Origin of the sequence: Actinomadura opuntiae (assembly GCF_030283205.1) — a bacterium.
Lineage (GTDB): Bacteria > Actinomycetota > Actinomycetes > Streptosporangiales > Streptosporangiaceae > Spirillospora.
In genome coordinates, this window is the sequence record NZ_JASNWF010000006.1 from 241,582 (window position 1) to 268,343 (window position 26,762).

The window sequence follows — 26,762 nt, forward strand, 5'->3', positions numbered from 1 at the left end:
CGAATGAGCAACGAGCAGCACCGGCGCCCCGCGGCGCCGGTCTCCCCACCGGCCCCGCCCCTGCTGCGCGCGGCCGCGGCCTGGTCCTGGCGGCTGATCGCCATCGGGGCGGTCGGCTACGGCGTCGTGTGGATCATCGGCACGCTGAAGATCGTCTTCCTGCCGTGCGCGATCGCGCTGTTCTTCTGCGCGCTGCTGCGCCCCCTCACCGCCCGGCTCGAACGGGCCGGGCTGCCGGCCCTGGCCGCCACCTGGATCACGATGCTGCTCGCGCTGGCGGTGCTCGGCGGGATCGGCACCTTCGTCGGCATCCAGGCCAACTCCGAGTTCCCCAAGCTCGCCGACGAGGTGCAGTCAACCGCGCAGTCCCTGCAGCACTGGCTGGAGACCGGCCCGCTGCACGTCAAGCACTCCCAGATCCAGGACTCCATCGACCAGGGCGTCAACTACCTGGAGAAGCGGCGCGGCAAGCTGGCGAACACCGCCGTGCAGGCGGGCGCGGTCACCATCGAGGTGCTGGCCGCCCTCGTGCTCATGCTGTTCATCACGTTCTTCCTGCTCAAGGACGGCGCCCGGATCTGGTCATGGCTGATCGGCGGGACGGGCCGCTACCGCGACCGCGTCGACCGCGCCGGGCGCGCCGCCTGGGAGACGCTGTCGCAGTACGTGCACGGCACCGTCATCGTCGCCGCCATCCACGGGGTGGTGCTGGCGATCGTGCTGGCCGCGCTCGGCGTCCCGCTGGTCGCGCCGCTCGCGGTCGTCATCTTCCTGGGCAGCTTCATCCCGATCGTCGGCATCCTGGTCGGCGGCGCGCTGGCGGTCGCGGTCGCGTTCGCCGCCAAGGGCGGGGTCATCGCGCTGATCTTCCTCGGCGTGCTGATCGTCGAGCACCAGGCCGAGAGCCACCTGCTGCAGCCGCTGCTGGTCGGCCGGCTCGTCCGGCTGCACCCCCTGGCGATCATCATGGCGATCAGCGTGGGCGGCATCGTCGGCGGGATCCCCGGCGCGGCCGTCGCGGTGCCGATCGTGGCGGTCGTCTACCGGGCCTGGCCGGCGCTGCGCGACCCGCCCGAGGAGCTGCCCCCGGAGGTCGCCGCCGCCACCGAACCCGGTGAGCCGACCCGCCCGTCCGCCGACGACGAGCCGACCCGCCCGTCCGGCGTGCGCGGGGACGGCTCCGGCGACGACCGGAAGGACGACTGACCCGGCATCGCGCCGTGCGGCGATGAGGGGGGCCGCTGGACAGCGGGGTGTGTAAGCGAGCAATTATTAGCTGAGCGGCACCGACCCCGACATGCGCCGCCGGCGCGGAACACCCCAGGGAGGACCCATGGCGATCGCCATCAGCGAGGAGCATCGCGAACTGGCGCGGACGGCGCGCGCGTTCCTGCGCGACCACGACGCGCGCGCCGCGAACCGGGCGCTGCTGGAGGCCGGCGAGGAGACCCTCCCCGCGTTCTGGAAGGAGTTCGCCGGCCTCGGCCTGCTCGGCCTGCACCTGCCCGAGGAGCACGGCGGCGGCGGGTACGGGCTGCCCGAACTGGTCGTCGTCGTGGAGGAGCTCGGCCGCGCCGCCGCGCCCGGACCGCTCGTCCCGACCATGGCGGCGTCCGCGGTGATCGCCGCGCGCGGCGGCGACGAGCAGCGCTCGCGGCTGCTGCCGGGCCTGGCGTCCGGCGAGGTCCCGGCCGCCCTCGGCCTGGACGGCTCGGTCACCGTGGACGGCGGCGCCGCGTCCGGCGAGGCCGTGGTGCTCGGCGGCGGCCTCGCCGGCCTGCTGCTCCTGGTCGCGGGCGACGACGTCGTGATCGTCCGCGCGGACGCGCCGGGCGTGACCGTCGAGGTGCCGGAGAACCTCGACCCGTCCCGCCGCAGCGCCCGCGTCCGCCTGGACGGGGCGTCCGCCGAGGTCATCGAGGGCGCCGCCGGTCACGCCGTCGCGCTCGCCCGCACCCTGTACTCCGCCGAGGCGGTCGGCGGCGCGCTCGAATGCGTCGAGTCCGCCACCGAGTACGCCAAGGTCCGGCAGCAGTTCGGCCGCACGATCGGCACGTTCCAAGCCGTCAAGCACCACTGCGCGAACATGCTGGTGGCCGCCGAGCTCGGCACCGCCGCCGTGTGGGACGCGGCGCGCGCCGCGTCCGGTCCCGCCGACCAGTTCGAGCTGGCCGCCGCCATCGCCGCCGCGCTCGCGGTCCCCGCCTTCCTCGACGACTCCGGCCTCAACATCCAGGTCCACGGCGGCATCGGCTTCACGTGGGAGCACGACGCCCACCTGCTGATGCGCCGCGCCGCCGCCATCGAGGCGGTCGTCGACCCGGACGCCGCCGCCCGCGACGTCACCCGGCTGCGCGCCGCCGGCGTCGCCCGCACCGCCACCCTCGACCTGCCGCCGGAGGCGGAGGCCAAGCGCGCCGAGGTCCGCGAGCTGGCCCGCGAGATCGCCGCGCTGCCGAAGGAGGAGCAGCGCGTCCGGCTGATCGAGACCGGCTACGTCCAACCGCACTGGCCGAAGCCCTGGGGCCTGGAGGCCCCGGCCGGGCTCCAGCTCGTCATCGAGGAGGAGTTCAAGGCCGCCGGCGTGAAGCGCCCGCAGTACGGCATCACCAGCTGGAACATCCTCACCATCATCCAGCACGGCTCCCCGGAGCAGATCGACCGCTGGGTGCGGCCCGCGCTGCTCGGCGAGGAGATCTGGTGCCAGCTGTTCAGCGAGCCCGAGGCCGGGTCGGACGCCGCGTCCGTGCGGACCCGCGCCGTCAAGACCGACGGCGGCTGGATCGTCAACGGCCAGAAGGTCTGGACGAGCGGCGCCCACTACTGCCGCTGGGGCTTCGCGACCGTCCGCACCGACCCCGACGCGCCCAAGCACGCCGGCGTCACGATGATGGTCATCGACATGGAGCACCCCGGCGTCGAGGTCCGCCCGCTGCGCCAGATCACCGGCGACTCGGATTTCAACGAGGTGTTCTTCTCCGACGTCTTCGTCCCCGACTCCGACGTCGTCGGCACTCCCAACCAGGGCTGGACCGTCGCCCGCGCCACCCTCGGCAACGAGCGCGTCAGCATCGGCGGCGGCGTCGGCGGCTCCTACCAGCTGCCCGACCTGGTCGAACTGTGCACCGCGCACCCGGACCGCGTCCCCGCCGCCGCCGAGCGCGTCGGCGCCCACGAGGCCGAGGCGCAGGCGCTGCGCCTGCTCAACCTGCGCAGCGCCGAGCGGGCCGTCGCCGGCGGCGAGCCCGGACCCGAGGGCAACATCACCAAGCTCGTCCTCGCCGAGCACGGCCACGCCACCGCCGACCTGCTGTCCGCGTTCGCCGGGCCCGACCTGGTCTTCTCCGAGGGGCTCGGCGCGTTCGCCGGCCGCCTGCGCCTCGGCTCGCGCGGCATGTCCATCGCCGGCGGCACGTCCGAGATCACCCGCAACCAGATCGCCGAGCGGATCCTCCGCCTTCCCCGCGACCCGCTGATCAAGTGACCGCGGCCCCGGGGGGTTCCGGTCGGACCGGAACCCCCGGGGCCGGGCCTCCTCAGGCGCGCTTGAGGAAGATCGGGTTGGTGAGCGCGGCCATCGGGCCCCAGACCAGGGCCGGTCCCATGCTGTTCCCCTTGCCGGGACTGCCGTCGGCCATCGGATGGCGGACCTCCGCCCGCACGTAGGCCGCGAGCGACGTCGTCGTCCGCCAGACCACGGTGCCCTTCCCGGAGGCCGGAAGCGACTCCTGGTGCATCTGGCCCTCGTCGGTGATGAACCGGACGGTGCCGTTCGGCACTCCGGACACCTCCAGCCGCACGTCGACGGGGGCGTCGGCCTTCGCTGTGAGCGTGTCCGCGATCCCCGCCTCCCGTCCACCGGCGGTCGCGGTGAACGTCAGATTCACCGACGACGACTCGGCGATCCAGCTGCGTCCGGCGCGGATCCCGGCCAGGACGGCGCCGGTGCTCAGCTCGTCAGCGTGCACGACGGTGTGCGGCAGCCCGATGACCTGCGGTTCGCTGTGCGCGTCGCTGTTGCCCATCGCGGGCAGCCAGCCCTTGCCCGACCGCACCGCCTCCCCGAGCCTGGCGTCCCAGGTGTCGACCGCGGACTCGTCGTCATAGGTCCACGGACCGTTCCACACCTCGACCGCGTCGGCCTCGTCGTAACCGAACTTCCACTGGCAGGCGACGTAGGGGCAGTACGGGTGGGCGGGCACGACGGCGCCGCCGGAGCGCCGCACCTGACGGGCGAACCGGGCGAAGCCGTCGTCCCGGGCCCGGTACCGCCAGTCGACCCACTCGCCGGCGGGCAGGCCGAGCGCCAGCCAGTGGCCGTTGCGGGTGGTGACCTCCTCACCGGTGATGACGAGCAGATCGTCACCGGCGAACTTGCCCCACACGCCGTGGGACGAGGAGGTGTTGTGGTCGGTGGACACCATGAAGTCGAGCCCTGCCGCCCGCGCCCCTGCCGCCACCTCGGACGGGAGCCGCCTGCCGTCGGAGTGGACGGTGTGCAGGTGGCCGTCGCCCCGGTACCAGGCGCGCCCGCGCCCCTTCGCCCTCGTGGGCGGGTACTCCGGCGCGAAGGGCGCACCGTCCCTGCCGTACGTCAGGGTGATCTTGACCTGGTAGTTCATGCCCTGCGGCGCGACCTGGTACGGGCCGAGGACGATGTTCCACGTCCCGGCCCCGATCGGGCCGGGGAGATAGCCCGGCGTGGCCTCCGCCGCGCTGATCTCGAACGAGCTGCGGAATCCGCCGGACCAGCCGCGGAACCCCTTCCCGCCCAGCTTGACGCCGCGCTGGTCGAAGATGCCGATGTCACAGGAGTTGCCGGGCGTGCCCGCCGGGACGGCCGGCTTGTCGTAGGAGTACTCGACCGCGATCTTCTGCACGCCCTTCGGCACCTCGACGGGCAGGTACACGAAGTCGGCGGCGCCGGTCTCCAGGTGCCCGGTGACGGTACGGCTGACGTCCCCGCCACCGGACGGCGCGGCTGCGGGTCCGGTGGCGGCGGCGCGCGCCGAAGGGAAGGAGACGGGGACGAGGGTCAGCGCCGCTCCCGTCGCGGCCGCCATCAGCAGCCGCCGCCGGTCCAGGGTGTGCGCGCCGTCGCCGGCCGGTAGCGCGGCGGCGTGCCGCTCGCATTGTCCATCAAGGCACATGGCCGTCCTCACCGATCGGGGAAACCCCTGAATGCTCGGCCGCCCCACCAAAGCCCAGATGATCTCCCGATTTCCCCCACCCATCGCCCACATGACGACTGCCCCCTCGTTGACTTGCGGCGAGTCGTTGTTATGAGCGGCGTCATAACAACGACTCGCCGCAAGTCAACGAAGCAGGTCGGGCGCTCAGGGGTTGAGGACGGCGAAGACGATCTTGCCTGCCTTGCCGGCGACCGGCCGCACGCCCCAGCAGCGGCAGAACCGATCGACGATGAACAGGCCCCGTCCGGCCTCGCTGATCGTGTCGGCCCGCTGGACGCACGGCAGGTCGCACGTCGCGTCCTGCACCTCCATCCACAGCCCGCCGTCGTCGGCCCGCCCGATCCGGAACGTCACGTCGTCGTCGGACGCGGACGCGTACCGCAGCGCGTTGGTGACGAGCTCGCTGGCCACCAGGCACGGCACGAAGTCGTCCATGCCCCACTGGCCCGTGACCAGCCGCACGAACCGCCGCACCTCCGCCACGACCGCAAGATCCTGCTTCACCGCCATCTCGTTCTCGCCCCGCGCCGCCTCGCCCATGATCCATCTCCTCACTGTGTGTGGTGAACACCACACATTCAGCCACTTTCGAAGTTAGATTTGGCATGCCGCCTGAAAGCGGATGGCGGTGGCAAGCGTCGAGGCGTGGGTGCAAGTTGCCGAGAGAGGTAAGTGATCATGCCTGCACGGCGTCAACGTCCCAACGAATCCCCAGCGCTCGTGGCCTTTGGTCGCCAGATGCGACGGCTGAGGGAAGCCAAGGACGTCCTGCAAGAGACGATCGCCAACCTGACGAAGGTCAGTCCCGCCCAGGTGAGCCGCATCGAGAACGGGAAGAAGCGCGCCACCCGCTCATTCGTGAAGACCGTGGACGACTACCTGGAGGCAGGCGGATCGCTCCTGAGCCTGTGGGAGGACCTGAACCGGGACGGACACCCTGTTCCGATCTGGTTCGACTGGCCGCAGACCGAGTCGGACGCCGCAGAACTCGTTACTTGGGAGCACACGATCGTCCCAGGACTGCTCCAGACTCCGGCTTACGCTCGCGCGTTTCTCAATTCCGACGAAGCCGTGGAGGCGCGCATGGCACGCCAGGCCATCCTCACCCGCGAGGATGCACCTCCCACAGTGCTGGTCGCGCTCCTTGGCGAGTACGTCCTCGACTACCTGGTGACCTCACCCGAGGTCATGTATGAGCAGATAGAGCACCTGATCGCCCTGAGCGAGCTTCCCAACATCACCATCCAGATCGTTCGGAACAACGGGCGTCCGACAGGCACGGGAGGTGCTTTCGTGGTGGCTACTATGGAGGACCGGAGCGAGGTCGCCTACATGGAGACGACAGTACGAGGCATCACGACCGACAATCCCTCCGATCTGGCCAAACTCTCCGAATCGCTCAGAGGGTTGCGAGCGAGGGCGCTCCCCGAAGACATGTCCCGGGACAGATTGAAAGAGGCGCTGGAGAAATGGACCTGACGAAGCTCACTTGGCGTAAGTCCAGCCGCAGTGGTGAGAACGGCGGCAACTGCATCGAGCTAGCAGGGCTCTCGTGGCGCAAGAGTAGCCACAGTGCATCCAACGCGGCTGAATGCGTTGAGTTGGCGGACGCGGCGGACGCGGCGGACGCGGTGGACGCGGTGGCGGTGCGGGACAGCAAGGACCCGGACGGGTCCGTCCTGCTGGTTACCCGTGCGGCCCTGCGCAGCGCCGTGAACTCCGCCCTGAGCACCTGCTGACCGCTCCACCACCGTCCCCCGCATCCCACAGACTCGGGCGCGGCGGGTCGTCCACCTAATCCCGCTCGGACGGCCCGCTGCACACCACAGAGGGTGCCCGTCATCCTGCTGTGACCGCCCGATCCCTCCGCCTTCGGACGGTACGAGCGGCGGCCCCGTGACAGCCGCGCCCCCACATCCGACACTGAAAACATGTCCCTGGAACGTGCGCAGTGGCGCAGGAGCAGCTACAGCGGACCCAACGGCGGCAACTGCATCGAGCTGGCGGGGCTGTCGTGGCGCAAAAGCAGCCGCAGTGGCGAGAACGGTGGCGACTGCGTGGAGTTGGCCGGGCTTGCGTGGCGTAAGAGCACGCGCAGTGCCTCCAATGGCGGCAACTGTGTCGAGTTGGCGGACGTGGTCGATGCGGTGGCGGTGCGGGACAGCAAGGACCCGGACGGACCCGTCCTGCTGGTCACCCGTGCGGCCCTGCGCAGCGCCGTGGACTCCGCCCTGAGCACCCGCTGACCGTCCCGCAACGCGTCCCCCATCTCCCCCAGGCCAAGTCGCCGCGGGCCACCCGCCTCACCCGCGACGGCCCGCCGCGCACCACGGAGGGCCGTCGTCGCCTTGCCGTGACGGTCTGGACGCTGCCTTCGGACGCTGGACGCCTCCCGATGCGAACAGAGGCCCGTGACAGCCACGTCCCTGCGTCCGAGACTGAAACCATGTCCCTGAAAAGCGCCCAGTGGCGCAAAAGCAGCTACACCAGTTCCAACGGCGGCAACTGCGTCGAGATGGCAGGGCTCTCATGGCGAAAAAGCGTCTACAGCGGCTCGAACGCGGCTGAGTGCGTTGAGTTGGCTGATGCGGCCGGGGCGGTGGCGGACGCGGTGGCGGTGCGGGACAGCAAGGACCCGGACGGGCCCGTCCTGCTGGTCACCCGTGCGGCCCTGCGTAGCGCTGTGAACTCCGCTCTCGCCGCTCGCTGACCGCTCCACCGCGTCCCCCGCCTCCCACAGGCTGAGTCGCGGTGGGCCGTCCACCTATAACCCCGCTCGGACGGCCCCCTCCACGCCACGGGGGCGTCCCGTCACACCGTCGTGCTGGTATGGCTCCCAGCCCTGGGGACGCGGGGCGCCTTTCAGCACGAGCACGGGCCCGTGACAGCCGCGCCCCCGCCTCCTCACGACTGTGTCATCGGCCGCATCGATCCCCACTTCGTTCGCCGCTCATCAGGGCAGGCGGGCGTGTTCGGCTCGGGTGGCGGCGATCCGCTCACGCGCGAGCGTACGGGCCCGCTTGGTGTCGTCGCCGGTGAGCCGGGCGAGGATCGCTGCGAGCGGCCTGATCTGGCCCCGGCCGCCCCAGTGACCCTCGGGGATCTCGGTGGGGAAGACCCAGATCCGGCTGGCGTCACGCGGCCAGGCGCCGTTCTCCGCGTCGAGGATCGCCTCGGTGACCTCGGCGATGACGCTCGCACGCTTCTGCTCGTCGAGCTGGCCCTCGGGGACGGACGGGACGACCTTGTAGCGAGGTGCGTCCGCGGGTTCTCCGCCGACGTAGACGCCGGCCGGTCGGTGCAGCCAGAGCCAGGAGACGGAACGGGTCACCGGGTCGGCGGGGTCGAATCCCTCGTTGCGGATGAGGATCTCGGTGATGCGGTTCAGCAGCGCCGCCTCGGCGTCCGGCTGGAGCGCGCCGTCGGGAATGTACACGTCGAGCATGGGCATGGCCGATCCCCTTTACTGAGTTTAGTTCTTCAACTCAGGCCGGAGCCTACGGGGGCTAAGTACAGCTTGTAAACCCAGATGGCTACACTCGTCGCATGGAGACGCGGCGGATCGACCCGGTGAACTGCTCGGTGGCGCGCGCCCTCTCGGTGGTGGGGGAGCGCTGGTCACTGCTGATCGTTCGCGAAGCGCTGGACGGCGCGCGCCGGTTCGGCGAGTTCCACTCCCGCCTCGGGATCGCCAGGAACCTCCTGGCGACTCGGCTCGAGACCCTGGTGACCGCGGGAGTGATGCGCCGCGTGCCCTATCAGGAGCCCGGGGACCGGCAGCGCTTCGCCTACGAGCTCACCGAGCAGGGCCGGGCGTTGCGGCCCACGCTCGTGGCGCTCCTGGAATGGGGCGACACCTACCTCGCCGACCCGCAGGGCCCGTCGGTCATCGTCCGGCACCGACCCGTCGACGATTCGAGCTGCTGCGACGAGCCGGTCAAGATCGTCCTCGAGTGCGCTGCGGGGCACAGCCACCTAGCCCCGGAGGACGTCTGCCGCACGCCCGGGCCGGGCGCGCGCTTCGTGGAAAGCCCCTGAGATCCCAGGATCGTACTCAGCAGCTCATATCGGGCAAGCGTTGGATGCTGCGGCACTAGCGTCCGTGGACGGCCTTGAGATCGATGTCGAGGACGAACGGCAAGGTCGCGGTGATCCGGTCATGGTGTACGCCGGTCGCCACGTATCCGCCGGTGGCATCGTCCAGCTCATAGGTGTAGACGGCGAAAGCCGGTGCGGTCTGGTCGGTCTCCACCCGCCAGTAGTGGCGGATCTGCGCCTCCGCGTACAGGGCCGGCTGGATCCGCCGGTCCTTGCGCTTGGTGGACGGCGAAACGACCTCGACGACGAGAGTGATCAGATCGGCGGGGATGGGACGCTCGTAGACGTCGTGGTCGGCGGAGTACACGACGATGTCGGGGGCGATCTCGACCGGCTCCAGCTCGTCGTCGTCCAAGAGGACGTCCACGTCGGTGTCGACCTGCCAGGCATCAGGAGCGGCGTCTTCGATTCGAGTCGCCAAACGCCGCGCGATGCGCTGGTGGATCGGGCGAGGACGTGGGTTCACAACAAGTTCTCCGTGGACCAGGCTCACGCGCACCGGAAGGTCTTCGGGCAGCGCCTCATAGTCTGCACGAGTCCAGGTGTCACCGGACGGCAATGGGAGAGTCAGCGCGTGCATGGCTCGTCGTGCCTCCGGTCCAGGTGGGTGCGGGTACTTGACCAGATTACCTTCAGCGCATTTCTCGGGCTCCGTCATGGCCACCGGCAGGCGTGGGGATGCTGTCGTGGCGGTCCGGTCGTCGTCGCCTACGGCGGCCGGTGCCTGGTGCGCCCGCAGGGTGCGGCACATGGCCCGCGCTACCTCGGCCACCGGGTGGCCCGCCGTGTGGTGCAGGACGAGTGCGCACCGCTGCGTCAGCGGGTGGCGGGCCGGGCGCTCGGCTCGGTCATGGCGACGGCGGTTTCAGCGGAGCGGTTCCGTGGTCGAGGGGCGAGGGGCCGTCCAGCTGGCGAGGAGTTTGAGGCGGTCCTCCGAGGGGGTGCCCGGCTCGGCCGCGTAGACGGTCAGGTCGTGCACGGCCCGCTGCGCCAGGGGCAGGTTCAGGGAGCGGAACGCCAGCTCCAGGCGGCCGACCTCGGGATGGTCCAGCCGCTTGACGCCCTCGTGGTGGATCCGGACGTCGTGACTGGCCCACATGGTGCGGAACTCGGGGCTGAGCGTGGACAGTTCGCCGACGAGCTCGCGCAGGGCCCGGTCGTGAGGGTCGCGTCCGGCTTCGGCGCGGAGGACGGCGACCGTGGCCCTAGCGCCTTCCTCCCAGTCGACGAAGAAATGGGAAGAGCCGGGGTCGAGGAAGAAGTAGCGGGGAAAGTTGGCGCAGCCCCGATCAGCGGTGGTGTCGCTGTCGAACATCGGTGAATAGAGGGCTCTGCACAGCGCGTTGCTCGCCACGATGTCCAAGCGGCCGCTGCGTACGAAGGCGGGGGCCATGGTCATGGAGTCGACCATCCACTGGACGGATGGCGGGATCTCGACGTCCTTGCGGCGGTGCGACCTGCGGCGGGCGGGGCGAGCCGCTCTGGCCAGATCGAACAGGTAGATGCGCTCGTCCTCGTCGAGGAGCAGTGCCTGGGCGACCGCTTCCAGCACGTCCTCGGAGACGCCGCCGATGTGGCCCCTCTCCAGCCGCGTGTACCACTCGGTGCTCACGCCGGCGAGGGCCGCGACCTCCTCGCGTCGCAGTCCCGGAACCCGGCGCCGCCGGCTCGTGGGCAGCCCGACCCGCTCCGGGGCGAGCTTGGCGCGCCGGCTCGTGAGGAAGTCGCGGATGTCCGAGCGGTTGTCGGTGCGATCGCGCGGAGACTCCATCCGTCCACGGTACCCAGCGGCCGGGCGATAGGGAGGTTGCGTTTATACCCCCATAAACGCGGCCTTGTTCGGCCCTGACGGCGGCGGTTTCGTGGGGATCGGCAGTCGGACGGCACTCCTTCAGCGCCGTCCGCCACTCATACCCCAGGAGCATGGCATGGCCACGAAGACCGTACTGATCACCGGCGCGACCAGCGGTATCGGCGCGCACACCGCGCGGTCGCTGCTCGACCGCGGCCACCGCGTGGCCGTCACCGGCCGCGACGAGACCAGGCTGAAGTCCTTCCTGGACGAGGCCGGCCACCCCGACCGGCTGCTCGGCATGATCGCGGACGCGGCGGACTGGGAGGCCACCGAGTCGGCCGTGACCCGCACCGTGGAGCACTTCGGCGCCCTCGACGCGGCGGTGGCGAACGCCGGGTTCATGACCGGTGACTCCATCGGGGCCGGTGACCCGGCGTCGTGGGCGCCGATGGTCCTCACCAACGTCCTCGGCCCCGCCCTGCTGGCGCACGCCGCCCTGCCCCACCTCGAGGCCACCGGCGGGCGGCTGGTGCTCATCGGCAGCGTCGCTGGGCTGAAGAACTCTCCCGGCAATCTCTACTCGGCCACCAAGTGGGCCACCACCGGACTCGCCGAGAACCTGCGCCTGCACGCCACGTCCCGCGGCATCGGCGTCACCCTCGTCAACCCCGGCATGATCGACACGCCCTTCTGGCAGGACGCCGGCGCTCCTCCCTTCGCCCTGCCTCCCCAGCCCGTCGCCGACGCCGTCTGCTACGCCCTCGACCAGCCGGCGGGCGTCGACGTCAACACCCTGACCATCCGCCCCATCGGCCAGCCCGTCTGAAGTCGCGGTCAGCGGGGGCGGCGGCGGTTCTCGGGGTTCAGGGACGGGTTGCCGGTGAGGTGCTTGATGCCGGCGATGTCGGTGCCGGGCGGGACGACCTCGTCGATCGCGTCCAGGACGGCCGGGTCGAGGCGGACGTCGGCGGCGGCGAGCAGGTCGTCCAGCTGGGCCATGGTCTTCGGGCCGATGATGGTCGAGGTGATCGCCGGGTGCTCGCCGACGAAGGCCAGCGCCATGTGGGTGAGCGACAGGCCCGCCTCGTCGGCGATCTTGGTGAGGCGCTCGACGGCGTCGTAGCGGACGGGCGCGCTCGGGTCGGTGTCGACGGTGCGGCCCCTCCAGTTCGTGTCGTCCCTGGGCGCGAAGCGGGAGCCGGCGGGGGCCGCCTCGTCGCGCCGGTACTTGCCGGTCAGCCAGCCGCCGGCGAGCGGGCTCCACGGGATGACGCCCATGCCGTGCCGCCGCGCGGCGGGCAGCATCGTCTCCTCGATCGACCGCGCGAAGATCGAGTACTGCGGCTGCTCGCAGACGAACCGGGCGCCGCCGCGGCGCTCGGCGGCCCACTGCGCCTCGACGATCTGGTCCGCGGGGAACGACGAGGAGCCGATGTAGCGGACCTTGCCCTGCCGGACGAGGTCGGTGAGGGCGTCGAGGGTCTCCTCCAGATCGGTGTCCCAGTCGGGGCGGTGCATCTGGTAGAGGTCGATGTGGTCGGTGCCGAGGCGGCGCAGGCTGGCCTCGACGGCCCGGACGACGTAGCGGCGGGACCCGCCGCGCGCATTGCGCTCGTCACCGAGCGGGAAGAAGAACTTGGTGGCCAGGACGACGTCGTCGCGGCGGCCCTTGAGCGCGCGGCCGACGATCTCCTCGCTCTCCCCGGCGGAGTACATGTCGGCGGTGTCGACGAAGTTGATCCCGGCGTCCAGGGCGCGGTGGACGACGCGCACCGAGTCGTCGTGGTCGGGGTTGCCGACCGCGCCGAACATCATCGCGCCGAGGCACTGGGTGCTGACCTCGACGCCGGTACGGCCGAGCTTCCGGTACTGCAATGCGGTCTCCTTCTGAGAGTTGACGGGCAGCACGCTAGGTGCTGGAGCGCGCTCCAGGTCAAGCCGGCGGGCGGCATCGGATCGTGTCCGGCATGACTGCGGAAAATCTTCGCTCACGGGCCGGGCCGCCGGCATTCGCATATCGGACGACCGCCCCTATATTGCACCCGTGCCGCGGCCCATTCGCGCGCTTTCCCGCCGGTTGCGGGCGCTTGGCGGCAAGGGGTGCACTGCCCGGATCTTCGCTGGTGGACCGCCCGCTTTGCCCAATCATGGAATTGCCAGGGAGGGGTTTTCCGGCGGTGTTTGCGGCGGAATCCCGGCGGGCAGGCCGGATTGGTCGATGATCTCTGGGGGAAGGCCATGACCACAGCCGGCGAATGCGGCGCGGGGCCCGCGTGAACGCGCGCGGCGCCCGCACGAACGCGGTCCCGGAACTGGCGCTGGAACTGCTCGGCATCGAGCCCGAGCCGTTCGCGGCGGCGCCCACGCTGAACCTGCGCATCGGACTGCGCCGCCCGGACGGCGGGCCCGTCCAGTGCGTCCTGCTCACCACGACGGTGACGATCGCGACGGCGCGCCGCCGCCACGACGCGGCCGAACGCGCCCGGCTGGCCTGCGTGATAGGCCCGTCCGCCGTCCCGGACACGCCCGCGGACGCGCCGCCGGACGCGCCGCCGGACGCGCCGCCGGACGCGCCGCCGGACACGCTCGCGGCCGCCGCGCCGGGCGGGCTGACGTGGGCGCGGATCGGCGTCACCGTCCCGACGTTCCGCGGCGCGACCGAGCTGACCGTCGCGCTGCCCTGCGGCCACGACATGCAGGCCACCGCCGACCAGTACCTGCGCGCCCTGAACGGCGGCATGGTCCCGCTCGACCTGGCCTTCGACGGGACGGTCTTCTACCCGGGCGAGGACGGCGTGCTGCGCACCGCGCAGCTCCCGTGCCGGCATCGCGCGACCGGCGAGCTTCCGGTCGCCGTGTGGCGCAGCCTCGTCGACCGCTACTACGGCGCCGTGCGGTGGCTGCGCCTGGACGAGGACCGCTTCGACCGCCTGGCCGCCTACCGGGCGCGCCGCGCGCACACCTCCTTCGACGACACCGTCGACGAGCTGCTGCGCGCCGCCGAGGCCCAGCACGGCGTCGCCGACGAGCCGGACGATCCCGCGCGGCTGAGCGCGCTGAACGACACCGGCCCGGCCCTGCGCGACGTGGCGCTGAGCACGGAGATGGCCATGCGTCCGGAGGAGAGCGGGCCATGGACCCCGTGAGGGCGATCGCCGAGACCGTCCTCTACGAAGGCCATCTGCTCTGGCCCTACCGGGCGTCGGCGGTGCGGCAACGGCAGCGCTGGACGATCGGCGGCGTCCATCCGAAGGGCGCGGCGGAACGGTCCGGCGACCGCTGGACGGTGTCCGCGGAATTCCTCATGGAGACCGAGCCGGACGCGAGCGTGGAGTTCAAGCTGCGCTTCCTGCACGCGGTGCACCGCCAGGTGATGGACGGCGACGCCCCGGTGCAGGAACTGCGCACCGGGACCGGCGTGCACCGGACCCGGCCGGAGGCCCGCGAACAGGAGATCACCAGCGGCCGGCTGGACGTGGCGCGGCTGCTGCGCTCGCCCGTCCGCGTGCCCGTCGCGATCGCCGCGGGCCTCGCCGAGGAGCCGATCGAGGGCACGGCGTGGATCGCCCGCACCTGGGAGCGGGTGTCCGGGACCGTCGTGCTGTCGGCCGAGCAGGTCGGACCCGGAGCGGTCCGGCTGCGCGCCGTGGTCGTCAACACCGGCACCGCGGCCGACCGCGAGGAGGCGATGGCCGCGGCGATGCTCTGCGCGCACCTCGTCGCGGACGCGTCCGGCGGCGCGTTCGTCTCGCCGTCCGACCCGCCCGGGCACCTCGCGGACGCCGCGGCGGCCTGCCGCAGCGACGGCCTCTGGCCGGTCCTGGCGGGCGCCCCGGGCGGCCACGGCACGGTGCTCGCCGCGCCGATCGTCCTGTACGACTGGCCGCAGGTGGCCCCGCAGACTCCGGCCGACCTGTTCGGCGGCACCGGTCTCGACCGGCTGCTGGCCGCGCTGTCGTCCGGCGACCCGCGCGGCACGGACCGCGCCACGACCGGAACGGGAAGGAGTTGAACACGATGATGAAGCAGAACATGCGGCGGGCGGGCATGCGCAGGCAGGGCGCCATGCGGGCGATGGCGGCCCGGATGATGGTCGGGATGCTGGCGGCCGCCATGGCCGCCATCCTGATCAAGCAGATGCCGGCGCTGATGCGCCGCACCAGGTCCGACCAGGACTGACTCCAGGAGAAAGGCGCGCCCGAATCCCGGGCGCGCCTTTCTCCGTCCCTGAGCCCCGGCGCCGCGTCAGCGGGGGCGGAGGGTCTTCTCTATTGCGGTGAGCTGGTCGGCCATGTGGAGGAGAGCGCCCACGGACGGGTCGTCCCGGTGGGCGGCGAGGGTCCGGTCGCGGACGTAAGCGGCCTTGATCTGCGTCCAGCGGGCCTGCTGCTCGGGGGTGAGGGCGCCGCGGAGTTCGGCGAGTTTCAGCAGGTTGGCCTCGGCGCCGGTGGTGAGGGTTTGCGCTTCGGCCCGGTAGTGGTCGTCGATGAGGGTCTCGAGTTCGTCGGCGTTCATCACCGGCAGGATGCGTTCGGCGAGCCGGTTCATGTCGCGGTAGGAGCCCTGGAGGCGGAACGGCGGCTCGGTGCGGGACGCGTCGTCCTGCGCGGCGGAGGCGATGTAGGCGCGGTTCACCGCCAGCACGACCCGCTGGACGTGCCGGAGCTTGGCCATCACGGACAGGACCTGGTCGAGCTCCGCCTGCGAGTAGGGGTGGGCGAGGCGGTCCGGGCGGACGCCCCGGTCGCCGGACGCCAGCCGGACGAGCAGCTCGACGTCGCCGCGGTCGCGGCCGGCGAGCGGGGCGAGCACCGGGTTGGACGTCAGCGCATTTTCGACGTAGCTGAGCGCGAACAGCCCGTCCTTGCCGGACAGGACGTCGCCGAGGTTCCACACGTCGGCGCGGTTGGCGAGCATGTCGGGGATCTGGAAGCGTCGGCCCGACTCGGTGTAGGGGTTGCCGGCCATGCAGACCGCGAAGCGCTTGCCGCGCAGGTCGTACGCGCGTGCGGCGCCCTCGATCCGGCGCTGGGCGTCGCAGAGCGGAATGAACCTCTGCAGGAACTCCGGCGAGGTGTGCTGCACGTCGTCCAGGTAGAGCAGGACGTTGTCGCCCATCTCCAGCGCGAAGTTGATCTTCTCGACCTCGCGGGCGGCGGTGGCGTCGGGCGCCTTCGCCGGGTCGAGGGACGTGACCTCGTGCCCGAGCGCCGGGCCGTCGATCTTGACCAGGGCGAGGCCCAGGCGGTCGGCGACGTACTCCATCAGGGTGGTCTTGCCATAGCCGGGCGGCGAGATCAGCAGGAGCAGGCCCATCTGGTCGGTGCGCCTGCCGTCGCCGGTCGCGCCGAGCTGCTTGGCGAGGTTGTCGCCGATGAGCGGGAGGTACACCTCGTCGACGAGGCGGTTGCGGACGAACGCGCTCATCGTCCGCGGCTTGAGGCCGGCCAGGCCGAGACGCCGGGACTCCGCCGCGATGAGGTCGTTGCGCCTGCGCTGGTAGGCGCGGAACGCGGGGACGCGCTCGGTTCGGAAGCGGTGGGTGCGGGCGAGGAACTCGTCCAGGCGCAGGTCCAGGCGGCGGCCGGTGATGCGGGGATGGGCGCCGAGCAGGTCGTCGACGGGGGCGGTCAGCGCGGCGGGCGAGTCGTAGCGGGCCGACGGGCAGAGCAGGGTCGCGACGGCCTCGGGCAGGTCGTCCGGGTCGGCGTCCGGAGCGGCGGCCAGGTGGGAGCCGAGCCAGGTCTCGGCGAGCTGGTGGCGTGCGGCGAGGTCGCCGCCGAGGGCGCGCAGGTCCTCCTCCAGGCCGGGCAGGTGCGGGCCGAACGACTTCAGCAGCTCGCGGGCGCCGGTGCTGGTGACGAACCCGTCCGGCGCGGTGGTCAGCTCCTCGACCAGGTACTCGGCGGCCTGGTGGGCGTCCGGGGCGGGCAGGCCGGTGCGCGCCGCGAAGTCCGCGACGGACGCGGCCAGCTCGGCGATCAGGCCGGCCGGCGCGTCCGTGCGGCCGAAGGCCCGGCGGGCCCGGACCAGGGAGCGGGCGCGGGTCGTCCAGGCGGCGCGGGCGGACGCGTCGGGGCCGTGCGTCCAGAACAACTGTGCGGCGGCGCGCGCGGCGGACGGGTAGCGCAGCAGCCCCGCGTCGGCGTACAGGCGCAGCAGCACGTCCAGGATGCGGGCGGCGTCGTGGTCGTGGACGCCCCGCTCGTAGCCCTCGTCGTAGCGGTCGGCCGCCGCCTCCCGCACCACCCGCAGCAGGTCGGCGTCCCGCAGCTCGGCGACCGGGCGGGACGCGAGGATCGACGCGGCGAGGTACTCGGCGCGGTACGTCTCCGGCGTCTCCGAGACGAGGGTCTGGCTCCACAGCTCGCGGGTCGCGGCGAACGCCTCGTCGCGGACGGGCGCGCGGTAGCCGGTCCCGGTGATCGTGAACGCGATCCCGCCGTCGTGCGGGACGAGCGTCAGCTCGATCGGGCGGGTGTTCACCGCGAACCGGTGCCGGCCGAGCCGGATCGTCGCGCCGCCGTCGCCGTACAGGTCGAGCCGGTCGCGCAGCGCCCGCGCCGCCTCCTGCCGGGCCGCCTTCACCCGCCCGTCCAGCTCCTCGGCGCGGACGTCGTCGCCGAGGTCGCGCAGCTCGCCGGCGATCGCGCGGAGCCGCGCCACCATCGCGTCGGTCGCGAAGTAGGCGTTGACCTCGTCGGGCGAGGCGAGCGTCGCGGCCCGCCGCCGCACCCCGGTGACGATCCGATCGGCGGACTCAGCGAGCCGCGCCGCGCGGCGCGTCCGCTCGTCCAGCAGCGCCTGCCGCCGGGACGAGAACGCCTCGTGCAGCTCGGTGCGCTTGGTCTCCAGCTCGGAGACGAACTCCTCCAGCTCGGCGAAGCGCGCCTGCAGCGTCTCCAGGCGGAGCAGCAGGCGGCCGAGCTGCTCGTCGCAGCGCTCCGGCGTGGACGCGCCCGCCACCGCGCCCGCGACCGCCTGGTCGAGCAGCGCGAGCTCGGCGGCGAACGCGGCGCGGCCCTCGTGTTCCAGCAGGTCGCGGCGCCGGTTGTCCAGGACGGCGCGGGCCCGGTTGAGCCCGCCGAGGACCTCGCCGACCCGCTCCAGGATCGCGGTGCGGGCGGTGGCGTCGGTGATGTCGAGGTCCCCGACGACCTCGGTGACGACCTCCAGGCCCTCGTTCTGCGCGTCGATCAGCTCGGCGAGCGGCACCGCGTCGGCGGCCGTGGCGATGGCGGCGGCGGCCTCGGTGATGCGCTCGACCTCCGCGTGGTAGCCGGTGAACGCGTCCTCGCCCTGGAGGAACCGGACGGACCGCTCGCCGAGGCCGCGCAGCTCCGTCTCGACCGTCGCCGACAGCTCGTCGATGCGGCCGGTGTCGACATACCGCAGGTCGCGGAGCGTTTCGAGACGCCCCAGCGCGCGGCGCATCCCGGCGAGCTGCGCGATCCAGCCGTCCGCCGTCGCGGGCGCCTCGCCGTTCACCCGCCGGACCAGCGCCGCGACCTGCCCGGCGGCCTCGTCCAGCGCGGCCGCCGCCTGCTCGGTGAGCGCGCGGACCTTCGCGTACTCCTCCAGCACCTGCCCGGCCGTCGCGCGGACCTCCGCGAGCGGTGCGGCCAGGTCGCCCAGCTCCTCGTCGGCCAGCCAGTGGAACAGGTCGGCCGTCCGCGTGCACGCCGCGATCAGCGCCTCGAACACCCGCGCGGACGGCGACATCTCGTCCGCCATCCGGGTGATCGACAGGCACTCGGAGATGCCCCGGACCAGGTCGGCGTTGCCGACCCGCTCCAGCGGGCCCGTCCCGACCGGCTGCGCGGCGGCGTGCTCCTCCGACGCGAACGGCGTCGCCCACACCTGCGCCGGATGCGCCCGGACCGGCTCGGCCGGCAGCGCCCGCAGCACCACCAGCGCCCCGTCGTCGAACAGCGCGTACCCGTGGCAGGTGATCGGTGCCGCGACCCGCTTGCGGATCACGTTGTACGGCAGCAGCAGCGACCGCCCGTCCGCCCGCGAATGGAACACGTACAGGACGTCCTCGCCGTTGGGGGACCGGACGACCCGCTCGTACTCCAGCCCGGAGACGTCGGTGTCGAACGTCTTCACCACGCCCGTGTCCAGGCAGTAGCCGCCAGGAAAGACGATCCCGTGGTCGTCGGGCAGCCGCCGGCACGCCTGCGCGATCCCGTCGAGCCGCACGACCTCCTTCGTCCGGACGTTGAACACCAGATGCCGCCACGCCGGCTCGTTGTACGGGCGGATCCGCAGCAGGATCAGCGCGCCGACCCGCGCGTACCGGACGTCGGCGTCCGCGAGGGCCTGCAGCGGCTCGTCCACCGGCTCGCGGAACACGCCGTCGCCGGTACCCGTGTCGTTCTCGATCTTGACGGTCAGCGCCCCGCCGACCGTCCCGACGAACACCTCGCCCTCGATCGAGATGTGCGGGTGCGGGCCCCGGACGTGGTCGTCGCGGGTCGTCCCGATCCACTCGACGTCGTGCGCGGGCGGGAACGCGTGGTCGCGTTCGCCCTGGTTGTCCTCGTAGGCGACGGTGCCGTCCGGTGCCGTCCGCCAGCGCAGGACGCGCACGTCCGACACCTGCGGGCCGGTCTGGAACACCGCGAGGAGCCGCCCGTCCACCCGCCGGAGCTGGAGCAGCCGCGCCTGCCGGTAGTAGCGGACCGTGTCGGCGAAGTCGCGGCGGAAGTGCGGGTCGTCCAGCAGCCCCGGCACCGCGTCCGGGCCCGCCGGAGCGAATCCGCCGCCGTCCTCGAACCGGTGCAGCGAGAACACGTCCTCGACCGCGGTCTCGCCCACGGCGGCGGGCGTGTCGCAGCCGAGCAGCAGCACCCTGCCGATTGCGACCACGTCGCGGGGCACGCCCGCGCGTTCCGTCCGGACCTGCTCGGTGCCGGTCAGCCGCAGCTCCGCGCCGCCGAACACCTCCAGCCGGCGGGCGTTCAGCGCCTCGGCCCGCCGCGCCGTCTCCGCCGCCCGCTCCGCGAGCCGCGCCCGCAGCACCTCGTACGTCCCCTGGTCGAGCCCGCTCACGCGTCCCCTCCGCTCTCCATCATGAACACCCGTTCACTTGCGGCGTGTCGTCGTTATGCGACGCCGCATAACGACGACACGCCGCAAGTCGACGTCAGGTCGCCGGGGTGAGGGGGGTGCCGTTGGCGGCGGTGAGGGGGGCGTTGGCGACGCCGAGGCGTTCGGCGGCGTCCAGCAGGTCGCTGAGCGCGGGCGCGTTCGGGCCGCCGGACGAGGCTAGCCGCGTCAGCAGCGCCGCGATCGTCAGGTCCCCGACGCCTCCGCCGCCCGCCGACTCCAGGATCCGCGTCAGGTCGCCGGCGAACGAGCCGGTCCCGTCCAGCCACGGACCGCCCAGCGCCCGCGCGACCTGCGAGTTCTCCACGAACCCGTCCACACTCTTGCCGAGCGCGACCGACCCGACGAGCTTGTCGAAGAACACGCTGTCGCCGCCGACGATGTCGATGTCGGCCTTCTCCAGCCCAGCCGCGAGCACCGCCGCCTGCGCCTCCGCGACGTCCCGCTGCACCTGGATCCCGGCGAGCCGGATGTCCTTCTCCGCCTGCAACCGCAGCCGGTACTCCTCGTGCTGGCGCGTCGCGTCGTCCAGCGCCGCCATCGCCGCCGCCTTGTCGGTCAGCCCCTCCGCCTCGGCCTTCAGCGCCTCCCGGATCCGCGCCGCCTCGGCGAGGGCCTTCCGCTCGGCGACCGCCGCCTCCGCGCGGCCGACCTTCTCGATCGCCGCCGCGTCCCGCTCCCGGACCTCGACCTGCGCGAGGCCCTCCGCCGCGGCCTCCGCGCGGATCCCCTCGGCCAGCCGGACCTTCGCCTGCGCGTCCAGCTCGGACGCCTGCCGCCGCGACTCGGCCATCGTCAGCTGCTCGCGGGCGCGGTGCTGGGCCGCGGCCTCCGCCGCCTCCGCCGCCTTGATGTCCTTGACCAGGCTCTCCTGCGCCTCCGCCTCGGCCTGGATGATCACCGCCTGCCGGGTGCGCTCGGCCTCCTCCACCACCCGCACCCGCTTGATGGCCTCCTCCTGCTCGGCGACGGTCCGCTCGACCGCGATGCGCTCGCGCACCACGTCGGCGATCGCCCGCTTCTCCGCCTCGATCTCCTTGTTCGCCGCGATCCGGGTCAGCTCCGTCTCGCGCTCGCGGGCGATGACCTCCAGCATCCGGTCCTTCTCGATCCGCTCGTTCTCGACCGCGATGACCCGTTCCTTGTTCTTCTCCGCCACCGCGACCTCGCGGTTGCGGTTCTCCTGCTGCACGCCGAGCTGCTCGTCGGTGCGGATGTCCGCGGTCCGCGCGCGCAGCCGCTCCTCGGCCTGCACCCGCTCGGTCTCCGCCTGCTCCCGCGCCCGGACGGTCTCGATCTCGCGCCGCTGCCGCAGCTCCGCGTCCGCCTGGCGGCGCTCCAGCTCCAGGATCGCCTCGCGCGCCTCGACGTTCTGCCGGGTGATCTCCTTCTCCTCGTTGCGGGTGTACTCGTTGGTGCGGACGTGCTCGATCGCGGTCAGCTCGGTGATCTTCCGGATGCCCTGCGCGTCCAGGATGTTGGACCCGTCCAGCGACAGCAGCGGCGTCTGCTCCAGGTAGTCGATCGCCGCGTCCTCCAGGCTGTAGCCGTTCAGGTCGGTGCCGATGAGCTCGATGATGTGGTCGCGGAACTCGTGCCGGCGGGTGTACAGGTCGGTGAAGTCCAGGTGCTTGCCGACGGTCTTGAGCGCCTCGGAGAACTTCGCCGCGAACAGCGCCTGCAGCGTGTCCTGGTGGCTCGCGCGGTCGGTGCCGATTGCCTGCGCCACCTTGATCACGTCCTCGACGGTCTTGTTGACCCGGACGAAGAACGTGATGCGGATGTCGGCGCGGATGTTGTCCCGGCAGATCAGCCCGTCCCGGCCGGTCCGCTCGATCTCGATCGTCTTCACCGAGATGTCCATCAGCTCGGCCTTGTGCAGGACGGGCAGCACGACGGCGCCGGTGAAGGTGACGTCGACCTTCTTCAGCTTGGAGATGATCAGCGCGCTGCCCTGGTCGACCTTGCGGAACAGCCGGGTCATCATCAGGGTCGTGCCGAGCGCGATGAGGAGCGCGAGCGCGATCAGCACGCCCGCTCCGATCGTGATGGCGTCCATCGGGATCCCTGTCTGGTCGGGGGGATGTGGGATGCGGGGGAGAGGGAGGTCAGAGGGCCGGGCCGTCGTACGGCGTGACCCAGAAGAACTGGCCGTCCGGATCGAAGTCGAAGATGAGGGCGGTGCTGCCGGCGGCGAGCGCCGGCACCCCGGCACCGCCCGGCGGGACGTCCATCACGTGCCGGCGGACCTGCACGATGGCGGACGACCCGTCGTCGGCGGTGACCTCGGCCTGGCCGAAGTCCACGCCGACCCGGCCGGTGCGGACGACGCAGGTGCGGCCGACGAAGTCGCGCAGCGACGCCGCCGGCTCCTCGCGGAACACCCGGCGCAGCGGGACGACGGCCAGCCGCGTCCCGAGCCAGGCCGCCGCGAGCGCCGCGGCCAGCACGGCGAGCGCGAGCGGCGGAGCCGGGGTGCCGCCGCCGACCAGCACCGACCCGGCCAGGCTCGCGAACCAGGCCAGGGCGATCAGCAGCGACAGCGTGATGGTGGCGGGCACGCCGCCCAGCCCGATCGCGGCCAGCGGACCGCCGGACCCGTGGCCGTCCTCATGGGACGCCCCGTCCCCGTGGGCGGCGCCGTGGCCGCCGTCGTGGAAGCCCACGCCCTCGTGCCCGCCCGCATGCCCGCCGCCATGGAAATGGCCGCCGCCGTGAACGTGGCCTCCCGCGCCGGCACCGGCCCCCGTATGGCCATCGGTGCCGGCGTGGAAGTGCCCCAGGCCGCCGAGCAGGACGAGCGTCCAGTACGCGGCGACCACCACCAGAGAGAAGCTGAAAAGCGCCGTCGGGAAGCCGAGTGCGGTGTCGACGAATTCATCCATTCGCGTGCACGCTCCCGCCTGGAGGCGTCATTAACGGCCCGGCCCGCCCGAATGCGGTCACCGGTCAGGAAAGGAAATGCGCTTCCGCATTCGGCGGGCTCGCCGAATGCGGCCCGTCATGTGTCCGGGAAGGAGTCCGCCCAGGTCGCGGCGGTCAGGCCGGCGCGGAGCCGGGAGCCGCTGAGGGCAGGAGGCGGGGTGCGGCGCGGCGATCGTCGCGGCGCCGGAGGCGGTGCCATAGAAAAGTGCCGGGGAGTCATATGACCCTCCTGATCGGAGACCTATCCTGTCTCGCCGACCAGACTTCCCGGCACACCGGGGGCTACTTTACCGCAGTTTCCGGGGGCATGGAAGTCTTTTGTTGAGACGCCGGGCCCGGACGCGTATGTAATGATGTGTCCATCGCGCATGGCGACCGGCCGGACACTTTCAGCGAACGGTGAGCTCCGGCTGAGGGTGGATTCAGGTGGCGGCCGTACTTTCACCCGCCATGACCACGCAGTCCCACCGGCCGGTGTTCGTCCTCGGCTGCCCCCGCTCCGGCACGACCCTGCTGCAGCAGATGCTGCACTCGCACCGGCGCCTGGCGGTGCCGTCCGAGACCAGGTTCGTGCACGTCGCCTACGCGCGGCGGCACGGCTTCGGCGACCTGCGGCGGGCGGCGAACCGGCGGGCCCTCGGCGAGTGGATCACCACCGGCGACGGGACGAAGTTCGACGTCCTCGGGCTGGACGCCGGCGCGGTGGTCGACGACATCGTGCAGGGCCCGCCGACGCTCGGGTCCGCGCTGGCGGCCGTGTTCCGCCGCTACGCGCGCGAGCACGGCAGGCCGCGGTGGGGCGACAAGCGGCCGAGCTACTTCCGCAGGGTGCCGGTGCTGCTGCGGATGTTCCCGGACGCGCAGTTCGTCCACCTGGTCCGGGACGGGCGCGACGCGGTCAGCTCGCTCGCCCGGATGCCCTGGTACGACGGGGACGTCCACTCGGCCGCGCTGACCTGGCGGGAGGCGGTCGACACCGGGAGCCGGCTCGCGCGGCGGCTCGGCCCCGGCACCTTCCACGAGATGCGCTACGAGGACCTCGTCGACGACCCGGAGCGGGTGCTGGCCGCGCTCTGCGGGTTTCTCGGGGAGGAGTACGACGAGGCGATGGCCGAACCGCACCACCACGCGCGCCGGACGGTCCCGCCCGAGCGCAGGTGGCACCTGCGGACGCACGAGGCCGTCAACGACCGGAGCGTCGGCGCGTGGACGGAGCGGATGCAGGCGTGGGAGGCCGACCTGGTCGAGCACGTCCTCGCGGCCCGGCTCCAGCGGCACGGGTACGCGCTGTCCGGGCGGGCGCGCCCGGAGGCGGCGCACCTGGCGCGGTTCCGGCGGACGGCGGCGCACCGCTGGCGCAGGCGGCGCGCGCTGGCGGTCCGCGAGCGGATCGAGCGCCGGAGCGAGCCCAACCCGGTCGGTTGCTTGTTGACCGGTCCGGCGAACGAAGAGAAGATCCTTCCCATCTCGCCCGATCGGTGATCGTTAGGGCGGTTGTCCGAAATTCTCATGGAACGTGCCGGGACGGGCGCGCGGGCGGTTCCGTGGCGGGCGCGCGGTCGTGGGGAACGGCGCAGGTGGCGTGCCGCGGGTCGGCGCGCGGGGGACGGGCGGCCCCGTGGGGCGGCCGTGACGGCGCCGGCACGCCCCTCGTGTCATGGGCCCGTTACGGAACTTGTTACCCATGAGTACCAAGGATCCGTTTTACCGGGTCGCTGACTTAATTTACGGAAAAGTGACATGCTCGTGTCCGATAGTTCACAGCACCGCATGTGACAGGTCGTACATATGCATGTACCGTGCCATGTGCTCAAGTTCGGAGCACCATCGGGGTTTGGTCCACAAGATCCTCTGAGAAAAAAGGGGAGTGCGGTGAGCGGATCGCAGACAATTTCCCACGACGAACTCCAGATGTGGCTTCTTGACCGGATCGCCTTCTACCTCGACAGGCCGGCGGAAAACATCGACCCGGCGGTGGAACTCGCCCGCTACGGCGTCGATTCGGTGTACGCCATCAGCATCATCAGCGACATCGAGGACCACCTGCAGGTCGAGGTGGACGTGGCCGAGGCGCGGCGCCGCGAGACGGTCGCCGACCTCACCGACTACCTCCTCGACCTCGTCGCGTGATGGCCGGCCCGCCGGCCGCGGGCGCCGCCATGGTGGTGCTCGGCGACAGCGTGGCCGAGGGCCGGGACGACCCCGGCCCCGCGGGCGGCTGGCTCGGCTGGGCCGGCCGGCTCGCCCGCCGCCTCGGGGTGCCCCCAGGCGACGTGCTGAACGTCTCCGACGCGGGCGCCACCATCGAGGACGTGGTCCGCGACCAGCTGCCCGCCGTCCGCGCCGCGCGGCCCCGGCTGGTGATGCTCGGCTGCGGCATGAACGACGCGCTGAACGGGTTCGAGCGGGCCGCGGCCGGCGCCCGGCTGGACGAGGTGTACGGCTGGGCGCGCGGCGCCGGCGCGGTCGCGCTGGCGATTCCGGTGCCCCGCCCGCCGCTGCTCGACCGGTCCCTGATCTCGCAGTTCCGTAAGAAACGCGTGCTTCAGCGCATTGACCTCTTCAATGCCGAGCTCGAGCGTGCCGCGCGCGAGTTCGGAATGGCGTACCCGGCACCGGAAACGGTGACGAAAATTGCCGACCCCGCGATGTGGAGCGCCGACGGAATCCACCTGAGCCCGGCCGGGCACGATTATGTCGCGGAGGTGATGGGGCACCTCGCCGCCGGCCTGCTCGGCGAGCGCGCGAGCTGAGGATCCAGGCCAGTCTCGGGGGCAGTCGAAGAGTCGGGATGACGATGAAGAGACCATTATCGCCCGCCCATGTCCCGCAGTCGCTGGCACTGGTGCCGCTCGCGCCGGTGCTGGCCGTCCAGGCGTGGCGGACCGTGCGCCGCACGCCCCGGCTGGACCCCGCGTCCGGCGCCGAGCGCGGCCTGGTGCCCGGTCCCCGGCACGGCGCGGCCCCGGCCTACCGGCTGGTGGTGGTCGGGGAGTCCACCGCCGTCGGCGTCGGCGCCGCCGAGCACGCCCGGGCGCTGCCCGGCTTCCTCGCCGAGGCGCTGGCGGCGCGGCTGCGGTGCGCCGTGACCTGGACGGTCGCCGGGGAGAACGGCGCGACCGCGCGCCGGGTCGCCCGGCTCGCCCGCGGCCGCGCGGGCGGGCACGGGCACGCCGACCTGGTGGTGGCCACCGTGGGGATCAACGACCTGATCCGGCGCCGCGCCCTCGACCGCTGGGCGGACGACGTCGCCGACCTCGTCGCCGTGCTGCGCGGCGGGTTCGGGGACGCGTCCGTGCTGGTCGCGGGGATGCCGCCGGTGCACCGGTTCCCGGCGCTGCCGCGTCCGCTGCGCACGGTCCTCGGCGCCCGCGCCCGCAGGATGGACCGGGTCACGCGGGAGGCGGCGCACGCCGCCGGGGCCGTCCACGTCCCCATGGACGAGGCGCTGGCCGATGACCGCGCGCTGTTCGCCGCCGACGGCTTCCACCCGTCCGCCGCCGGCTACCGCGCCTGGGCGAACGACCTCGCCCGTGCGGCCGTTCCCGCGCGGGGCGGCGGGGACGGCGGAACGCCGGGGACCGCAGGGCCGTGGAGGGCGAACCGCGAAATGCCGGTACGACGAAGGTCCGCACGGTGAA

24 protein-coding genes are annotated in these 26,762 nt (G+C 72.4%); 15 read left to right on the forward strand and 9 right to left on the reverse strand.

Annotated features, from left to right (window positions below):
• The first annotated feature begins 3 nt into the window (after positions 1 to 3).
• A complete protein-coding gene (locus tag QP089_RS14930) occupies positions 4 to 1,206 on the forward strand; it encodes an AI-2E family transporter (RefSeq protein WP_285912179.1) in 1,203 nt (400 codons plus the stop codon).
• 127 nt (positions 1,207 to 1,333) lie between these two features.
• Positions 1,334 to 3,484 carry an acyl-CoA dehydrogenase family protein gene (locus QP089_RS14935; protein ID WP_285912180.1) on the forward strand — a complete coding sequence of 717 codons (2,151 nt, stop codon included), beginning with the start codon at positions 1,334 to 1,336 and terminating at the stop codon, positions 3,482 to 3,484.
• Positions 3,485 to 3,536: 52 nt separating this feature from the next.
• Here QP089_RS14935 and QP089_RS14940 read toward each other — a convergent pair whose 3' ends face one another.
• Positions 3,537 to 5,150 (reverse strand): CehA/McbA family metallohydrolase, encoded by a 1,614-nt coding sequence (locus tag QP089_RS14940; protein WP_285912181.1) that lies wholly within the window; start codon positions 5,148 to 5,150, stop codon positions 3,537 to 3,539.
• A 186-nt stretch (positions 5,151 to 5,336) separates the two neighbouring features.
• The gene (locus tag QP089_RS14945; RefSeq protein ID WP_285912182.1) at positions 5,337 to 5,732 is read right to left on the reverse strand and encodes an ATP-binding protein; all 396 of its coding nucleotides are present in this window, start codon (positions 5,730 to 5,732) and stop codon (positions 5,337 to 5,339) included.
• A 138-nt stretch (positions 5,733 to 5,870) separates the two neighbouring features.
• Between QP089_RS14945 and QP089_RS14950 the strand changes: the two genes are divergently transcribed.
• The 4 genes from QP089_RS14950 (at position 5,871) to QP089_RS14965 (ending at position 7,902) form a co-directional block, all read left to right on the forward strand.
• Positions 5,871 to 6,671, forward strand: a complete 801-nt coding sequence (locus QP089_RS14950; RefSeq protein WP_285912183.1) for a helix-turn-helix domain-containing protein — start codon at positions 5,871 to 5,873, stop codon at positions 6,669 to 6,671.
• Complete coding sequence (locus QP089_RS14955; protein ID WP_285912184.1) at positions 6,662 to 6,931, forward strand: DUF397 domain-containing protein; 270 nt, start codon at positions 6,662 to 6,664, stop codon at positions 6,929 to 6,931. Before QP089_RS14950 ends, QP089_RS14955 begins: the two co-directional genes overlap by 10 nt.
• 192 nt (positions 6,932 to 7,123) lie before the next feature.
• Entirely contained in the window at positions 7,124 to 7,438 is a 315-nt protein-coding gene (locus QP089_RS14960) for a DUF397 domain-containing protein (RefSeq protein WP_285912185.1), read from the forward strand.
• Positions 7,439 to 7,638: 200 nt separating this feature from the next.
• Positions 7,639 to 7,902: a DUF397 domain-containing protein gene (locus QP089_RS14965; RefSeq protein WP_285912186.1), complete on the forward strand. Its 264-nt coding sequence runs from the start codon at positions 7,639 to 7,641 to the stop codon at positions 7,900 to 7,902.
• A gap of 243 nt (positions 7,903 to 8,145) precedes the next feature.
• Here QP089_RS14965 and QP089_RS14970 read toward each other — a convergent pair whose 3' ends face one another.
• The gene (locus tag QP089_RS14970; RefSeq protein ID WP_285912187.1) at positions 8,146 to 8,643 is read right to left on the reverse strand and encodes a tautomerase family protein; all 498 of its coding nucleotides are present in this window, start codon (positions 8,641 to 8,643) and stop codon (positions 8,146 to 8,148) included.
• Positions 8,644 to 8,738: 95 nt separating this feature from the next.
• On the opposite strand from QP089_RS14970, the gene QP089_RS14975 reads away from it, so the two are divergent.
• Positions 8,739 to 9,230, forward strand: a complete 492-nt coding sequence (locus QP089_RS14975) for a winged helix-turn-helix transcriptional regulator (protein WP_285912188.1) — start codon at positions 8,739 to 8,741, stop codon at positions 9,228 to 9,230.
• A gap of 55 nt (positions 9,231 to 9,285) precedes the next feature.
• Here the strand turns inward: QP089_RS14975 and QP089_RS14980 are convergent, their stop codons facing one another.
• Together QP089_RS14980 and QP089_RS14985 are read right to left on the reverse strand one after the other, a co-directional pair.
• Positions 9,286 to 10,041, reverse strand: a complete 756-nt coding sequence (locus QP089_RS14980; RefSeq protein WP_353070587.1) for a Uma2 family endonuclease — start codon at positions 10,039 to 10,041, stop codon at positions 9,286 to 9,288.
• 114 nt (positions 10,042 to 10,155) lie between these two features.
• Positions 10,156 to 11,061: a helix-turn-helix transcriptional regulator gene (locus QP089_RS14985; RefSeq protein WP_285912189.1), complete on the reverse strand. Its 906-nt coding sequence runs from the start codon at positions 11,059 to 11,061 to the stop codon at positions 10,156 to 10,158.
• A 157-nt stretch (positions 11,062 to 11,218) separates the two neighbouring features.
• Here QP089_RS14985 and QP089_RS14990 point away from each other — a divergent pair, with 157 nt between their 5' ends.
• On the forward strand, positions 11,219 to 11,911 hold the full coding sequence (locus QP089_RS14990) for an SDR family oxidoreductase (protein WP_285912190.1): 693 nt from the start codon (positions 11,219 to 11,221) through the stop codon (positions 11,909 to 11,911).
• Positions 11,912 to 11,919: 8 nt separating this feature from the next.
• Here the strand turns inward: QP089_RS14990 and QP089_RS14995 are convergent, their stop codons facing one another.
• Entirely contained in the window at positions 11,920 to 12,960 is a 1,041-nt protein-coding gene (locus QP089_RS14995) for an aldo/keto reductase (protein ID WP_285912191.1), read from the reverse strand.
• Between the two features lie 398 nt (positions 12,961 to 13,358).
• Between QP089_RS14995 and QP089_RS15000 the strand changes: the two genes are divergently transcribed.
• The 3 genes from QP089_RS15000 to QP089_RS15010 are packed head-to-tail and all read left to right on the forward strand — an operon-like array spanning position 13,359 to position 15,264.
• Positions 13,359 to 14,231 (forward strand): DUF6084 family protein, encoded by an 873-nt coding sequence (locus QP089_RS15000; protein WP_285912192.1) that lies wholly within the window; start codon positions 13,359 to 13,361, stop codon positions 14,229 to 14,231.
• Complete coding sequence (locus QP089_RS15005) at positions 14,219 to 15,097, forward strand: hypothetical protein (RefSeq protein ID WP_285912193.1); 879 nt, start codon at positions 14,219 to 14,221, stop codon at positions 15,095 to 15,097. The genes QP089_RS15000 and QP089_RS15005 overlap by 13 nt, the downstream gene beginning before the upstream one ends.
• 5 nt (positions 15,098 to 15,102) lie before the next feature.
• Positions 15,103 to 15,264, forward strand: coding sequence for a hypothetical protein (locus QP089_RS15010; RefSeq protein WP_285912194.1), 162 nt, complete (start codon positions 15,103 to 15,105; stop codon positions 15,262 to 15,264).
• Positions 15,265 to 15,330: 66 nt separating this feature from the next.
• On the opposite strand, the gene QP089_RS15015 is transcribed toward QP089_RS15010, so the two are convergent.
• The 3 genes from QP089_RS15015 to QP089_RS15025 all read right to left on the reverse strand — a co-directional run bounded on the left by QP089_RS15015 (position 15,331) and on the right by QP089_RS15025 (position 23,081).
• Positions 15,331 to 20,139 (reverse strand): DNA repair ATPase, encoded by a 4,809-nt coding sequence (locus tag QP089_RS15015; protein WP_285912195.1) that lies wholly within the window; start codon positions 20,137 to 20,139, stop codon positions 15,331 to 15,333.
• Between the two features lie 94 nt (positions 20,140 to 20,233).
• Positions 20,234 to 22,255, reverse strand: coding sequence for a flotillin family protein (locus tag QP089_RS15020; RefSeq protein WP_285912196.1), 2,022 nt, complete (start codon positions 22,253 to 22,255; stop codon positions 20,234 to 20,236).
• A gap of 49 nt (positions 22,256 to 22,304) precedes the next feature.
• Positions 22,305 to 23,081: a hypothetical protein gene (locus QP089_RS15025; protein ID WP_285912197.1), complete on the reverse strand. Its 777-nt coding sequence runs from the start codon at positions 23,079 to 23,081 to the stop codon at positions 22,305 to 22,307.
• Between the two features lie 490 nt (positions 23,082 to 23,571).
• Here QP089_RS15025 and QP089_RS15030 point away from each other — a divergent pair, with 490 nt between their 5' ends.
• From QP089_RS15030 to QP089_RS15045, 4 genes are all read left to right on the forward strand, one after another.
• Positions 23,572 to 24,603: a sulfotransferase family protein gene (locus tag QP089_RS15030; protein ID WP_285912198.1), complete on the forward strand. Its 1,032-nt coding sequence runs from the start codon at positions 23,572 to 23,574 to the stop codon at positions 24,601 to 24,603.
• 429 nt (positions 24,604 to 25,032) lie between these two features.
• Positions 25,033 to 25,251, forward strand: a complete 219-nt coding sequence (locus tag QP089_RS15035; RefSeq protein WP_285912199.1) for an acyl carrier protein — start codon at positions 25,033 to 25,035, stop codon at positions 25,249 to 25,251.
• Positions 25,251 to 25,874: an SGNH/GDSL hydrolase family protein gene (locus QP089_RS15040; RefSeq protein WP_285912200.1), complete on the forward strand. Its 624-nt coding sequence runs from the start codon at positions 25,251 to 25,253 to the stop codon at positions 25,872 to 25,874. The genes QP089_RS15035 and QP089_RS15040 overlap by 1 nt, the downstream gene beginning before the upstream one ends.
• Before the next feature lie 38 nt (positions 25,875 to 25,912).
• Positions 25,913 to 26,761, forward strand: coding sequence for an SGNH/GDSL hydrolase family protein (locus QP089_RS15045; protein ID WP_285912201.1), 849 nt, complete (start codon positions 25,913 to 25,915; stop codon positions 26,759 to 26,761).
• The last annotated feature ends 1 nt before the right edge of the window (position 26,762 follow it).

Excerpts from the sequence above, each read along its gene's own strand:
- QP089_RS14940 (WP_285912181.1), bottom strand. The coding sequence starts at position 5,150 with ATGTGCCTTGATGGACAATGCGAGCGGCACGCCGCCGCGCTACCGGCC.
- QP089_RS14970 (WP_285912187.1), bottom strand. The coding sequence starts at position 8,643 with ATGCCCATGCTCGACGTGTACATTCCCGACGGCGCGCTCCAGCCGGAC.
- QP089_RS15020 (WP_285912196.1), bottom strand. The coding sequence starts at position 22,255 with ATGGACGCCATCACGATCGGAGCGGGCGTGCTGATCGCGCTCGCGCTC.
- QP089_RS14950 (WP_285912183.1), top strand. The coding sequence starts at position 5,871 with ATGCCTGCACGGCGTCAACGTCCCAACGAATCCCCAGCGCTCGTGGCC.
- QP089_RS15045 (WP_285912201.1), top strand. The coding sequence starts at position 25,913 with ATGACGATGAAGAGACCATTATCGCCCGCCCATGTCCCGCAGTCGCTG.
- QP089_RS14935 (WP_285912180.1), top strand. The coding sequence starts at position 1,334 with ATGGCGATCGCCATCAGCGAGGAGCATCGCGAACTGGCGCGGACGGCG.
- QP089_RS15040 (WP_285912200.1), top strand. The coding sequence starts at position 25,251 with ATGGCCGGCCCGCCGGCCGCGGGCGCCGCCATGGTGGTGCTCGGCGAC.
- QP089_RS14955 (WP_285912184.1), top strand. The coding sequence starts at position 6,662 with ATGGACCTGACGAAGCTCACTTGGCGTAAGTCCAGCCGCAGTGGTGAG.
- QP089_RS15035 (WP_285912199.1), top strand. The coding sequence starts at position 25,033 with ATGTGGCTTCTTGACCGGATCGCCTTCTACCTCGACAGGCCGGCGGAA.
- QP089_RS14965 (WP_285912186.1), top strand. The coding sequence starts at position 7,639 with ATGTCCCTGAAAAGCGCCCAGTGGCGCAAAAGCAGCTACACCAGTTCC.
- QP089_RS15030 (WP_285912198.1), top strand. The coding sequence starts at position 23,572 with ATGACCACGCAGTCCCACCGGCCGGTGTTCGTCCTCGGCTGCCCCCGC.
- QP089_RS14990 (WP_285912190.1), top strand. The coding sequence starts at position 11,219 with ATGGCCACGAAGACCGTACTGATCACCGGCGCGACCAGCGGTATCGGC.
- QP089_RS14980 (WP_353070587.1), bottom strand. The coding sequence starts at position 10,041 with ATGTGCCGCACCCTGCGGGCGCACCAGGCACCGGCCGCCGTAGGCGAC.
- QP089_RS14930 (WP_285912179.1), top strand. The coding sequence starts at position 4 with ATGAGCAACGAGCAGCACCGGCGCCCCGCGGCGCCGGTCTCCCCACCG.
- QP089_RS15010 (WP_285912194.1), top strand. The coding sequence starts at position 15,103 with ATGATGAAGCAGAACATGCGGCGGGCGGGCATGCGCAGGCAGGGCGCC.
- QP089_RS14960 (WP_285912185.1), top strand. The coding sequence starts at position 7,124 with ATGTCCCTGGAACGTGCGCAGTGGCGCAGGAGCAGCTACAGCGGACCC.
- QP089_RS14975 (WP_285912188.1), top strand. The coding sequence starts at position 8,739 with ATGGAGACGCGGCGGATCGACCCGGTGAACTGCTCGGTGGCGCGCGCC.
- QP089_RS15025 (WP_285912197.1), bottom strand. The coding sequence starts at position 23,081 with ATGGATGAATTCGTCGACACCGCACTCGGCTTCCCGACGGCGCTTTTC.
- QP089_RS14985 (WP_285912189.1), bottom strand. The coding sequence starts at position 11,061 with ATGGAGTCTCCGCGCGATCGCACCGACAACCGCTCGGACATCCGCGAC.
- QP089_RS15005 (WP_285912193.1), top strand. The coding sequence starts at position 14,219 with ATGGACCCCGTGAGGGCGATCGCCGAGACCGTCCTCTACGAAGGCCAT.
- QP089_RS14945 (WP_285912182.1), bottom strand. The coding sequence starts at position 5,732 with ATGGGCGAGGCGGCGCGGGGCGAGAACGAGATGGCGGTGAAGCAGGAT.